The 12,592-nt window shown below is 32.1% G+C and carries 10 protein-coding genes and 1 tRNA gene; all 11 read right to left on the minus strand.

What is annotated here, in order from left to right; all coding sequences use genetic code 11:
- Positions 1–37: 37 nt before the first annotated feature.
- Complete coding sequence (gene bamD / locus U9R23_07875; protein ID MEA3476340.1) at positions 38–769, minus strand: outer membrane protein assembly factor BamD; 732 nt, start codon at positions 767–769, stop codon at positions 38–40.
- A 306-nt stretch (positions 770–1,075) separates the two neighbouring features.
- Positions 1,076–1,807 carry a tol-pal system protein YbgF gene (ybgF, locus tag U9R23_07880; protein MEA3476341.1) on the minus strand — a complete coding sequence of 244 codons (732 nt, stop codon included), beginning with the start codon at positions 1,805–1,807 and terminating at the stop codon, positions 1,076–1,078.
- An 11-nt stretch (positions 1,808–1,818) separates the two neighbouring features.
- Positions 1,819–3,246: an aminopeptidase gene (locus U9R23_07885; protein MEA3476342.1), complete on the minus strand. Its 1,428-nt coding sequence runs from the start codon at positions 3,244–3,246 to the stop codon at positions 1,819–1,821.
- 194 nt (positions 3,247–3,440) lie between these two features.
- The gene (locus U9R23_07890; GenBank protein ID MEA3476343.1) at positions 3,441–4,559 is read right to left on the minus strand and encodes an isocitrate/isopropylmalate dehydrogenase family protein; all 1,119 of its coding nucleotides are present in this window, start codon (positions 4,557–4,559) and stop codon (positions 3,441–3,443) included.
- A gap of 10 nt (positions 4,560–4,569) precedes the next feature.
- Positions 4,570–5,079, minus strand: coding sequence for a transcription elongation factor GreA (gene greA / locus U9R23_07895; protein MEA3476344.1), 510 nt, complete (start codon positions 5,077–5,079; stop codon positions 4,570–4,572).
- Positions 5,079–5,894, minus strand: a complete 816-nt coding sequence (locus U9R23_07900) for a hypothetical protein (protein MEA3476345.1) — start codon at positions 5,892–5,894, stop codon at positions 5,079–5,081. The genes greA and U9R23_07900 overlap by 1 nt, the downstream gene beginning before the upstream one ends.
- 63 nt (positions 5,895–5,957) lie before the next feature.
- A complete protein-coding gene (locus U9R23_07905) occupies positions 5,958–10,193 on the minus strand; it encodes a S8 family serine peptidase (GenBank protein ID MEA3476346.1) in 4,236 nt (1,411 codons plus the stop codon).
- A 9-nt stretch (positions 10,194–10,202) separates the two neighbouring features.
- On the minus strand, positions 10,203–11,111 hold the full coding sequence (locus U9R23_07910) for a PorV/PorQ family protein (protein MEA3476347.1): 909 nt from the start codon (positions 11,109–11,111) through the stop codon (positions 10,203–10,205).
- A 105-nt stretch (positions 11,112–11,216) separates the two neighbouring features.
- Entirely contained in the window at positions 11,217–11,411 is a 195-nt protein-coding gene (locus U9R23_07915; protein ID MEA3476348.1) for a hypothetical protein, read from the minus strand.
- A 99-nt stretch (positions 11,412–11,510) separates the two neighbouring features.
- Positions 11,511–11,587 (minus strand) — tRNA-Arg (locus tag U9R23_07920).
- 126 nt (positions 11,588–11,713) lie between these two features.
- On the minus strand, positions 11,714–12,592 hold an 879-nt coding region (locus U9R23_07925; GenBank protein ID MEA3476349.1), incomplete at its 5' end, for a biotin--[acetyl-CoA-carboxylase] ligase.

The following is a 12,592-nucleotide window of genomic DNA, read 5'->3' on the forward strand; positions in this document are numbered from 1 at the left end:
TTTTTTGGTGTTTTCAGTGAACTCTGTGGTTAATTTATCAATTTTTGTTAGATAAGTATCTTTCGATTTCTTTAATAAATGGATGTTCTGGATATTTCAAGGTAAATGTTTCTGATATCTTAGTAAGTGAATCCCAATCCTTTCTCTTGCTATAAATTTTAGCAGCAAGAATTAAGGATTTCTTGTCAATCTCTCCATTAGTATTCTCATTGAATAGTTCACTTAAATACATAAGAGCCGCATTATAATATTCCATTTTATAATAAATATAAGCATTTTCGTACTTTTTTTCTAACAATTTATCTTTACATTTGTTTAGGGCATCAAGGGCTTCAGCCTTCTTTCCCGAATCTGGATATTTTGAGAGAAAATATTCAAACTGTTCTATTGATTTGTTCGTTTCTTCCTGATTATAATAAGGGGGAAGAGAAAGTTTAAGCCAGCTCATTCCTATCATAAATTCTGAATTTTCTGAATATCTTGAAAAAGGAAAGAGTCGGAGGAACTCCTCATATTCAAAAATGGCGTCTTCATAAAGTTTTAGATTGTAATAGCAGTTTGCTAATTGATATTGTGCTTTTTTCACAAGAGTATCACCCTTGCTTTCAAATGTTATTTTTTCGTAGATTTCTTGTGCGAGATGATATTTTTTTCTGGAATAAAGTGTATCTGCAGTTTTAATTTGTTGCTCAACATTCATTTCTGAAATAGGGATTTTGTGAGCACAACCTATGAGCACTAACAATAAAATAAAAACAATTCTTTTCATATTAAAATATTATCCTTTAAATATATTCTGATTAATTTCAAAATCCTAATTTCTAATGACAAATAAAATTTTGAAACCTAAATGTCAAATTCATTTTTTCTGCTTTGATTTTATTTGTCATTTGACCATCAGTGCCTGATTTTCCTGTTCTCCGTAGTAGCACGAAGGATGAATCGAAACTGCGTCTCGGAGCTGGCGGATCATTAGAAATTAGATATTTGTAATTAGGTATTCAAGTTTCGCAAGAATGGAAATTACTGAATAAATTATACTTAACTTTTTGTAATATCTCATGCGAAACTTGAGTTATCTATTTTCTAATTGCATTATTTTATCTCTGACAATATTCATTCTTTCGTAATCAGGAAAATGCTTTTGGATTTCTCTCAATTGTATCAACGCTCCTTCATATTCTCCCATATCAGAAAGGCAAAATGCGATTTTTAGTTTGGCATCCACAACCTTTTCTGATTTTGGATAATTAATTACTACTTTATCAAAATGGAATATTGCTGTTTCAAATTGTTCTAAGGAATAGTAACATTCACCTATCCAATATTGAGCATTAGCCGCTAAGGTATTATCAGGGAACTTTTTTATAAATTCAGTAAATTTTGTAATACTTGTTTGAAATTCCTTATCAAGATAAGAATTTCTTGCTTCTTGATATAACTTTTTAAAAGAGACTTCCTTTTGTCCTGAAGATATTGGTTTGCTTTCTGCTTGTAAACCATTAAGAACTTCTTGTTGAGAAGAAACTTTTGAATTGATATTATTCAGTTTGGACTCTAACATAGAAATTTTTGATTGAATGATTTCTATTGCCACTAACTTATCCTCCATACTTTTGATGCTTTGTGAATGTGAATCTTTTATATCTGCGATTAACTTGGTATTATTATTTGCCACTACAGAAAGAGAGTCAATTTTTTGGCTGTTATTTTCTACAATGGTATACAGCTTTTGAAATTGGGTGCCGCGGGAACATTGTGCAAGAATAATTAATGTGAGAGGTAATATAAAGAGTATCTTTTTCATAAAATCTCCTTTTATTTTAGTGTAAAGAATGCTTTATATGCTTTATATGTGGAAAATAAGTCTCCCTTGCTTGCTATTTCAAAAGGCGAGTGCATTCCAATAATTGGTGTTCCGCAATCAATTACATTCGCCCCATATTCAGCCATAAATTTTGCGATAGTGCCGCCACCACCAATATCAACCTTTCCTAGTTCACCAGTTTGCCATACAATTTTATTTTTATTGAGAATATTTCTAATTTTAGCCACAAATTCGGCATTGGCATCATTTGAGCCAGACTTACCGCGTGAGCCGGTAAATTTTGTTAAACAAACCCCATACCCAAGAAGAGCGGCATTTTGTTTTTCATGTTTATCTGAAAATGCTGGATTAATAGCAACATTAACATCAGCAGATAGAATATTTGAATTGAATAACACCTTTCTAAATATCTTACTACTGTCCATACCAGAGTAATCAATAATATCAGAAATGAAATCCCACAGGAAGGAGGATTTTGCTCCTGTATTTCCCTCACTACCTATTTCTTCTTTGTCAGTTAGGAATACAATAGAAGGCGATTCGTTTCCGCTTGATGGCAGATCCAAAATTGCTTTTAAAGACGAATAACTACAAATTCGGTCATCATGACCGTATCCACCAATCATACTGCGGTCTATGCCTACATCTTTAGTTGGAAATGCAGGCACGATTTCTAATTCAGCACTGATAAAATCTTCCTCTGAGATTCCATATTTCTCTTGTAAAATATTTAAACAGTTTAGTTTAATTTTATCTTTCATATCTTTGTCCGGATAGGGAATGGAACCGAATAATAAAATAAGTTTATCAGCATCAATTGCTTCGCCGATTTTTTTCTTATACTGGTCTTTGGAAAGATGTATGAGTAAATCGGCAAAAGTAAACACAGGGTCGTCTTTCTTATCACCAATAGAAATTTCTATTTTTTCACCATTTTCTTTCACAACCACCCCATATATTGCAAGAGGAATTGACATCCACTGATATTTCTTGATACCACCATAATAATGAGTATGCATTAGGGCTAATCCCGTATTTGAGTCTTCATATAAAGGAACTTGTTTGAGGTCAACTCGTGGAGAATCAATATGTGCAACAATAAGATTGAAACCCCTGCTTATGCTTTGTTTACCCAGTTTAGCAATAGCAATATTTTTGCCTCTATTTATTTTATATAGTTTATTTGCGTTTTTAGGGGTTTTATCACCGATTTCAACAAAACCGTTTTTTATCAAGATTCTTTTTGTAACATCAACAACTTTTCTTTCTGTTCTTCCTTCATCAAGAAAATTACAATATCCTTTTGAGAATTCATAAGCTTGTTTTTGTTCAGCTTTTGAGGCTTTCATCCAAAAGCATTTTCTTTTGTAAGCTAATTTTTTTTCTAATCTTTTACCCTTGCTTTCCTTTTCAGTCATCAAATCTCCTTGTTAGTTTATAATCAATTTTTTATATGTAAATCCTTTTGTATCTCAATTCGGGATAAACCCCGTGAGATAATACTCCTTGTCTAAGATAGTAAAATTTAATTAAGTTTACTATCTAACGGGGTAAACCCGAATCTACCCGACTACTTGCTGCTTCTATTTGTTTTCGGTACATGTAGGTTTCATTAAATTTTTGATGCAATCGCTTCTGCCATTTCCAGAGTAGAGGAATTTCCACCCATATCATAAGTTCTAATTTTGCCCTCCCGAATAGTTTCTGCTACAGTGTGTTCAAGTTTATTTGCCAATTGTATTTCTCCTAAATACTCCAGCATCATTTTTATACTTAAAATCATAGCCGTAGGATTTACTTTATACTGTCCAGCATATTTCGGAGCACTTCCATGAGTCGGTTCAAAAAGTGCAAAATCATCACCAATATTACCACTTGAGGCAAAACCCAAACCTCCAACAAGTTGAGCGGATAAATCTGAGATTATATCGCCAAACATATTTGAAGTAACAAGAACTGAATATTTTTGTGGATTTTTTATAAGCCACATTGCCATTGCATCAACATTAACTTCCCATAAAGGAGTATGTGGATATTCTTGTGCTATTTTTCTTGCCTCTCGTATCATTAATCCACTTGTTTCCCTGATTACATTTGGTTTTTCAATAACAGTAACAGATGGGCAATTATGCTCATCAGCGTATTTAAATGCAGCCTTTACAATTTTTTTGCAAGCTTCACGAGAAAATATTCTGCAGGAAAGTGCCAAATCTTTCTGGGGAATTTCACTGAATTTTTTCATTTTCGGATGGGTTTTTATCAAAGCATAGTAAATCTCATCGGGTAAAGGATGATACTCAATACCAGAATAAAGCCCCTCAGTATTTTCTCTAAAGACAATAAGGTTAATATCTTCTCTATAAACTAAAGGATTCCCAGGATAGGCTTTGCAAGGTCTCTGATTGATATAGAGGTCAAAAAGTTGGCGAAGTCGGACGATAGGGCTGGAATACACATATCCTTTGCCCTGCAATTCACGGATAAGTTCATTTTCTGCCTCTTCCTTTGGTTTTGAAGTAATAGCACCAAACAGAGTGCAGTCAACGGTTTTTAGCATCTCTATAGTGCGTTGCGGTAATGGGTTTCCTTCTTTACACCAGAATTTCCAGCCTACATCACCAGGAATATATTCAGCATCTAAATTGATTTTGTCCAAGATAATTTTTCCAGCTTCCATCACATCATTACCCACGCCATCCCCTGGAAGCCATCCGATACGATATTTACTCATTCTTTATCCTCTAATATTTTATATTTTTAATTTTATACCTAATTATTCCTGCCGGGACTTTGACCATTACTTTTTCGTCTACTTTTTTGCCTAATAATGCCCTGGCAATAGGGGAGTTACAGGAAATTTTTCTAATTCCGGTTAGTGATTTATCCCTAACGGCGCTAATACTTTTTTCTTTTCCTGTTTCATCTTCACCCACAATTTTGTATCTAACATTTGTATTTTTGTTTAAGTTAATTAACTCAACTTCAGCACCAAATCTAACTTCATTTTTGTTGATTTTATCTGAATTGATAATCCTAAGAGTAGCAATTTTTTGTTGTAGTTTTGCAATTTCCCTCTCTATAAAGCGCTGTTTTTCCTTTGCGGCATGATACTCTGCATTTTCACTAAGATCTCCAAACTGACGAGCAATAGCAATTTGCTTTGTAATATTCGGTCTTTCATTTTGGATTAAATGATCTAATCTTAATTTTAATTCTTCAAGCCCTTGTTTTGTAATGTATTCTTGTGCCATTATTTTTTCTTAATTTTTGCAATATTTTTATTAGCGATAACCGCTGCTTTTTTTATTCTAACATTACCACTTTTGTTCCACCTCTCAATTAGCTGTCTAATTATTTTTGAATCTTCACCTACAGCAGAAGCTAATATCTCAATGAAATTTGGATTATATGTATATTGGTAGTTGTTATAGATTTCTCTGTATAATTCAGGGTTAACTTTGAGTATTCTTTTCAATATCTTGATGTTGCCAGCACGGATAGATTGATTTCCCGAATTCCAGAAGGATTCACAATTTTCGAAAATATCTTTTGCTTTCTCTTTGTTTATTTTGATGTAATTACTTAAGGATTTGAATATATTTTCAATAATATATTTATTATTATTTACTCTAAGCCATTCAATGAGTTCATCAATATATTTTTCAGGATACTTTTTTAAAAGAGGAAATATTATATTGTCAAATATCTTTCTTAAACTGTTTTCATCTTCAGTTTTTTTAATCAAGTCAATTAACATTTGGTCATATTTTCCTGGATTTTTTAGTGCAACCTTTTGCATAATTATATTAAAGATTTTCTTTCCAACATCCCCCTTATTTTTTTGGATGAATTGAAGAAAATCAATAAATTGGTCTGGTTTTCGGGCAATGTTTTTTGCCAATTTTTTTGCAACAAAGGTAGATACATATTGAGGGATTTCTCCATTAACTCTTTCTGGATATGCATTATATATGATTTCAAAGTCGTAATCCCTATTTGGAATTTTATTATATAAAAAATCTTTACAGTCTTTTTTTAGCCTTTGTTGCCAATCATAAGATATCATATCTCTAAATAAAGGGGATATGGGGATAATTATTTATCTCCTTTATCTCCCTATCTCCTTTCCTTATTTAATAATTCCAATTTTACCTTTTTTAACTTTGTCGTTATACTTTATAAGATAAAAATAAATTCCGGATGCCACTTTTTTTTCTGAAGAGTTGCAAAGATTCCATTCTGCAGTATTGTATCCTTCTGTAAGATTGGAAGTAGTAATTTTTTTCACAGGTTCTCCAGCAAAGTTGTAGATATAGATATTAGCCTTTCCTGAGGTAGGCAGGTTTTGAAAATATAATTTATTTTGATTAGCCGGAACAGGATTCGGAAACACTTCAACCGCATCTAAATCTTCAATAGGAATAGATATCTTAACAATATTTTTTCCTGGCAAGATTATGTTTCCTGACAAATCTTCAATATTACAGACTTTGATAAAGTATGATTTTCCTATTGGTTTTAGCGGTATTGAGAGTTTTATAATGACCTTATTATCGTCATAACTAAGGCTGATAACTTCACATTCTTCTACATCTTCAGGAAAGATTAATTCATAATTACCTGTATTTGTTGCTGAAGATTCTTTTATGCTTTCACTAAATCTAAGTTGAATTTCCTTTTTAGTAAGATATGTGCAATCTTTAATATATGGTCTGGTAACATCTTCTTCATAAATAAATGTAGCTATTGTATCTTGCATAGGTGTATTATAAAGACCTTCAAGGTTTTTGATTTTTATTGTATATGGAGAGTTTTCTTCGCTGAATAAGTTGCTGAAACCTAATAGGATTCTTTTTCCACTTTGATACGAAACAGCAGATTCTGGATATCCAAAGTTTTCAATTTTATAGTTCGCTATATTCAAGCAAGATTCATTCAAAGGTTCTTTAAAATCAAGCTGAATAGAATTGAGAGAAATCATTTTTACTGATTCAAGTATTGGTGGGGCAGATGGGACTGCTAATTTTTTTAACGTCTTATAGCTTTCAATTCCATTTTTTATTGCTGAAGCCTGGTAAAAATAAAAACTATCTGCAAAGACGCTTGTGTCAATAAAGGTATTAATTGTGTCATCAAGAGAAAATGATATTGAATCAAATGATGAAGTGCGATAGATTCTAAATGAATCTATATCTGAAATAGAACGCCAATTTAACCTAATAGAATTTTTATTTATAGGTATTGCTCTAAAATTTTGTGGAATTGGCACATCAATCATATTTTCAGGATAATGATAAAGAACTAAACGAAGGGAATCTTGGTCATCATATTGATTGAAAGCAACAGATTCATTAATATTATCATTATCTAAGTCCAGAGAAACCGGATAATAAGACCGATACGAATTGCCAACCCAGATAGGCTTGAATTCATTGTCTTGTCCGCCGAAGGTGGATCCTTTGGATAATTTATATATGTAGATGTCCGGTGAAGCGGTAATAATAATTTCATTCCCGTTATGCTTATCAGGATCTAAATCTGCGACACAGACTCCATTTTTGGAGCAAACTCCAGAAATCTCGGTGAAATCAACCATTTCATATTGATTATCTCCAGATGATTTAAATACACCAAAATACCAGAGTTGGTTATCAGGATTCATAATATCTTCATGATATCCTCCCACAACAAATTCAGTTGTATCATCGCCATTAAAATCTCCTATACCAGAATAGTAGGCATATGGAACAGGAATAGATAAGGTATCTTTAATTTCAAAATTTAATGAATTCAAACTTTTCGCTTCGTAAATTAGAATATCTCCATCAATATCAGAAAGCAAAATATCCAAGTTGTCATCCTCATCTAAATATCCAAACTGAATATGTGGACTAAGTTGATTTTTTGAATATGTATGCGTGTTGTTCAATAACCAATGATTGCTATATACAAAATTGTTATTCACTCTGGTATAAATTTTATAAGCTGTTTTCTGAGAATCAAGTATTGTATTTATTAATAATTCATCACTACCGTTACCATTTAAATCTTGAAATGCACAACCATATAATCCTCCAATACCTCTTTTTCCAAAGATGAAACTATTTGGAAAAGTATATTCAGAAGTAGCCTCATAAATAAGTATTGAGTCTCCGATATTACCTACTATCTCAAATTTTCCGTTGTCATTACTATCTCCGATGCTCCAGGGCTGAAATTTAACAGGCATAGTATATTTAACAGTCAGGTCATTGTTATTTTCTTCACAAAATTTTACTTCTCCATAAGTGCCTTCTTCTGGGAATTCCATAAATACTAATTCTTTTTTTCCATTATTATTTATATCATAATTATTGGTGCATAAATATCCGGCATTTGGATATTCAGATAATTTTTCAAAGCCACTTGTAGCAATTGAGGAATTATCAATATTTATTGTATCATAGAAAATTTCTGTTGAGTTACTTAATCCAGATTTATTAGTAATTTCTATAAAGAATGAAAGTTGGGTATCAGGTAAATTTTCAGGTAATCTAAGTGATGCAACTTGTGAGAATTTGTTATCAATAATTAAGAAACTATCAACTTCTGAAGAAAAGCAAGTTGCTTTAAATTTTACAGGCTCATCAGTAACTGATAAAATATAATAGTTTTTTTTATCAAAATTATAACGGGTGCTAATTGAGGTTGTATTTTCAATGAATTCCGGAGGTGATTTATCAATATTGATTTTTATTATATCTACAAAGCTATTTCCATTTATATCTTTAACAGACAAGCGGAGATAATAGGTTGAATCTGCGATGCCTTCAGTATTGAAAAATGCCAGCGTATCATCAAAGACAACGGTGTCATAATAATATGGCGTTGGATTATGAGTTATAATATCCAGCCAGTCATTTTCTTCAGGATTTGGTTTGTCTGTAAATGTTACCGAATAGTAAAAGAATTCTGGGCAGTAAGCATTTCCAATAATTGGAAAATTTTGATGAAATCCGTCATTATATTTTGGGGAAGATATTTTTGTTTCTATTTGGTTACTTTTTGTTGAATTAATGAGGAGTTTTTCAATATTTATAATTCCGTAACCAAACTGATTATCATATCCTTTTTCCCCAAGGTCATCACATGAATTTTTGAGCAAATTATAGGTTTCGTCATTCATTAGCAAAGGATTTTGTGATAGAAGAAGTGCCACAGCTCCTGAAACAAAAGGAGCTGACATAGATGTTCCACTTTCCTCTTTATAATCATTATTTAGAGATGTGCTGATTATATTAAGTCCAGGAGAGCATAAATCTATTCCTTCTCCATAACTTGAAAATGAGCATAAAGAAAGGTCTTCATCAACTGCAGTAACAGATATTATATTATTTAATGCAGCTGGATATAGTAATCCAACACCAGCTTCATTTCCAGCAGATGCAATAATTACTACACCTATTTCAAAAGCATATTGACATACATCTCTAATTACAGGCGCCAACTGTGTATCACCCCAACTAATAGATATGATTTGAGCTCCATTATCAGCAGCATAGATTATTGCTGAAGAGACATCATCATCCTCAAGGAAACCTCCGGCAGCTGTGCGAAACCCAGCCCGGATGTTCATTAATTTGCAAAACCAGGTCACACCAGCAATACCCAAATTGTTGTTTGTTTGTGCACTGATAATGCCCGCGCAATGAGTGCCATGTCCAAGGTCGTCCATTGGGTCATTGTCTCTTTCACGGCAATCTCCAAGAGCATCTAACATTTCAGTATCGGTAAAATCCCATCCCTGCCAGTCATCAACAAAGCCGTTATCATCGTCATCTATACCATTCGTTTGCTTATCGTTTCCGTCATAATCCAAGCCAATCTCACCATAATTGAGCCAGATATTGTCAGCCAAATCAGGATGATTATAGTCCACTCCTGAATCAATCAGGCCAATTACAACTTGCTCATTACCTTTTTCAACATCCCAGGCTTTATTTGCTTTAATAGCTTCTAAACTCCACTTTTGATCGTAGTATTTTGGATCATTTGGAGTAATAGACAGCATTTTATTAATATTGTTAGGTTGGACATAGATAATTTCGGATTTGATGGTTACTAAATTTTTAAGTTCTTCAAAATCAAGTTTTTTCTCACACAAAATATGATAGATATAAAACCCCTTATTCTCAAGAACAGGGGTTATTTTTTGGACACTATACATTGAAATAACACTATCAAAAGAAGATATTCCTGTTAATGAGTTTTTCGTTTCAGCTTTTTGTGAAAAACGAACAATTACTTCATTATTTGATATAACTTTGGCTTGCAGTATGATTATGGAGAAAAAACTTAGAATAATTATACAGATTAACTTTTTCATATTATTTTCCTAAAAATCATAAGATACTGAAAAACGGTGTGCATTTCCAAGGCCGCTTTGGAATGGAGTAAAGGAATAATCAAATTTGTAATTGTTAAGTTTAATACCAAGTCCACTGGAAAAGTTTTCTACATCATAACCTATTTTATATCCTAAGCGAGTGTAAATTACTTCTGCAAATGCATACTCTAAACCCAGGTTAAATTTAATATCCTCAGCCTCAAATTTTATTAAATCACACGAAACTGATAATTCTGATTGTTCAGGTAAATTTAATTCGTGATGGACACCAATTTTGTATGTTAATGGAAATTCTATTCTTTCGTTGTCCATTTTAGTAGACAGTCCGATATTTTGTAGAACAAACGCCAAATTCAGACCTTTGATAAACGAGTCGTATATTACTCCTAAATCTGTTCCAAATCCAAGAGAAGATTCAGTATCAATTTTTTCATATATTACTTTCAGATTTGTGCCAAAAGAAAAATAAGGCGATATACGCATAGCATAATTACCTGCAATGACAATATCAATAGGATGATATTCTCCAATGATTGTACCAACATCATCTGTTTTATCTAATTTACCATAATTAAGATAAACCATGCCTAATCCATAACTATGATTACCCTTTTTAATAATAAGAGAGGCATTTTCAATATTAATGTCAAACTCTTTTATGTAACTATTATGAGAGAAGCAAAAATTGGAGTATTGATTTATTTGTACAGCTGCAGGGTTATACCAGAGAATAGTTGCATCACTTGAAGTTGCTGAAGCCGCCTCTCCTTTTCCTGTCATACTTGCACTGTTGCCAACATTTAGAATTAGAAAACCGTTCTCCTGCGAATTAGATTGTGAATAGCATATTGAAAACGATATAAGTAAGAAGAATATCAATAAATTTAATTTTTTCATTAATATATCCTTTTATAACTAATTACAATTACTCAAAAAATCCTCTTATCAATAATAGACAAGAGGACAATAAATATTTATAAGTAGAATTGTTAATAAATTATTTTAGGCTAAGATTTCCTCTTCATTACACTTACAGATTTTGGCAAATTCTCTCTTAGGTGCCCATTTGCCATTACTTTGTCTACTACGAATTAATTTTATAGTTTTTATTTCAGAATGACAGACAGGACAAATTATTTTGGTTTTTCCTTTAGTAGCATGCGATAATTTAGCTGCAAATGTTCTTACTTTTTTCACTCTGAATCTCCTTATTAATATATCACATTCCTGATTTAAATATTTTCAGTGTCAAGTTTTTCTAAATTTATTGATTTATAGAGAATTAGAATTGTAATCTGGTGCCCCAGAGAGGATTCGAACCTCCGACCAACGGTTTAGGAAACCGCTGCTCTATCCTTCTGAGCTACTGGGGCTATATCAGTTGAATCAGTTGAATCAGTTGAATCAGTTGAATCAGTTGAATCAGTTGAATCAGTTGAATCAGTTGAATCAGTTGAATCAGTTGAATCAGTTGAATCAGTTCAACCAGTTCAACCAGTTCAACCAATTATGTCAATTTTATCCGCGGATAAAAAATTTTTCTCTCTGCCATTTATGTTTAGTATTAGATTTCCCTTTTCTGAAATACCCGATACTTTACCAATAAATTTATTTTTAGATAATTTTAATAAAATTTCTTTTCCAGATAAGTAATCATATTTTTTATAATATAAATTGAAAGGGTGTAAATCTTTATTCAAATATTTCGGGAGTTCTTTTTCAAATTTTTTCAAGAATTTTTTCAAGAATTTTCTCAATCTTATCTCCCTGCCTGTTTCAATATGCACGGAAGTTGCAATTTTACTAATTCGTTCTGGCATATTTTTTTGATTCATATTAATGCCTATCCCAACAATTGATGACTTTCTAAAATTGGAACATAGAATTCCAGCTATCTTCTTGTCTTTCCAGAATATGTCATTAGGCCATTTTATCATTAAGGGAGCATCAGGGAGAGAGTGTAATAAAGTTTTATGCAGAATAATGCCTGTGAAAAGCGTTATAGATGGATTGAAATTTTGGTTAGGAAAAATCATTGTGAACCACAATCCACCTTTTTCAGAGACCCATTCCCTATTTAAGCGCCCTATTCCCGATGTTTGAATCTCTGTGACTAATACAGTATCATCTAAGATTTTATTACTACGAATAAGTCTTTTTGCTTCCAAATTTGTGGAGTCTATCTTATTGTAAAATTTTATACGTTTAAGTAGATTAGGTTTCATTTTTTTACCACGGTTTACACTTGTATGTAGTAAACAATGAATCATCACGCATCCATCTTTATATCGTTTTGTCAAACCACAACAGCTGTTCTCTGCTAATATAATATTTGAACTCAGGCTTGGAAGGCTCAAACTTAAACACAGGCTTGGAAG

The organism is Candidatus Cloacimonadota bacterium, assembly GCA_034722995.1.
GTDB lineage: Bacteria > Cloacimonadota > Cloacimonadia > JGIOTU-2 > JGIOTU-2 > JAGMCF01.

What these genes read in the sequence shown, in the direction of transcription:
- bamD (MEA3476340.1), bottom strand. Translation starts at nt 769, where the DNA reads ATGAAAAGAATTGTTTTTATTTTATTGTTAGTGCTCATAGGTTGTGCT.
- ybgF (MEA3476341.1), bottom strand. Translation starts at nt 1,807, where the DNA reads ATGAAAAAGATACTCTTTATATTACCTCTCACATTAATTATTCTTGCA.
- U9R23_07885 (MEA3476342.1), bottom strand. Translation starts at nt 3,246, where the DNA reads ATGACTGAAAAGGAAAGCAAGGGTAAAAGATTAGAAAAAAAATTAGCT.
- U9R23_07890 (MEA3476343.1), bottom strand. Translation starts at nt 4,559, where the DNA reads ATGAGTAAATATCGTATCGGATGGCTTCCAGGGGATGGCGTGGGTAAT.
- greA (MEA3476344.1), bottom strand. Translation starts at nt 5,079, where the DNA reads ATGGCACAAGAATACATTACAAAACAAGGGCTTGAAGAATTAAAATTA.
- U9R23_07900 (MEA3476345.1), bottom strand. Translation starts at nt 5,894, where the DNA reads ATGATATCTTATGATTGGCAACAAAGGCTAAAAAAAGACTGTAAAGAT.
- U9R23_07905 (MEA3476346.1), bottom strand. Translation starts at nt 10,193, where the DNA reads ATGAAAAAGTTAATCTGTATAATTATTCTAAGTTTTTTCTCCATAATC.
- U9R23_07910 (MEA3476347.1), bottom strand. Translation starts at nt 11,111, where the DNA reads ATGAAAAAATTAAATTTATTGATATTCTTCTTACTTATATCGTTTTCA.